1 protein-coding gene is annotated in these 274 nt (G+C 68.2%); it reads left to right on the top strand.

Translation table 11 applies throughout. The features are described 5' to 3' along the window. On the top strand, positions 1-274 hold a 274-nt coding region (locus GV790_RS30250; RefSeq protein WP_163818212.1), incomplete at both ends, for an FAD-binding protein.

Here is a 274-nt window from a genome sequence, read left to right as displayed (position 1 = left end):
GACGTCGTCCGCTGATCAGCGAAGCGGTCCGTGGTGAGGGCGCGGTGCTGATGGATTCGCGCGGCGAGTCGGTGACCGCCGGTGTGCATCCGCGCGGTGACCTCGCGCCACGCGATGTGGTCTCGCGCGCCATTGCCGACCGCATGCGTCTGCTCGGCGAGGACCACGTCTACCTGGATGCCCGCGCCGTCGACGAGTTCACCAGGCGCTTTCCGACAATTACCGCCTCTTGCCTCGCCGTCGGCATCGACCCACGCACCGACCTCATTCCGGT

The organism is Nocardia cyriacigeorgica (genome assembly GCF_010858045.1).
GTDB classification, from domain to species: domain Bacteria; phylum Actinomycetota; class Actinomycetes; order Mycobacteriales; family Mycobacteriaceae; genus Nocardia; species Nocardia cyriacigeorgica_E.
The sequence above is the reverse complement of the archived record's forward strand: the minus strand, read 5'-3'. Positions and strand labels throughout refer to the sequence as shown.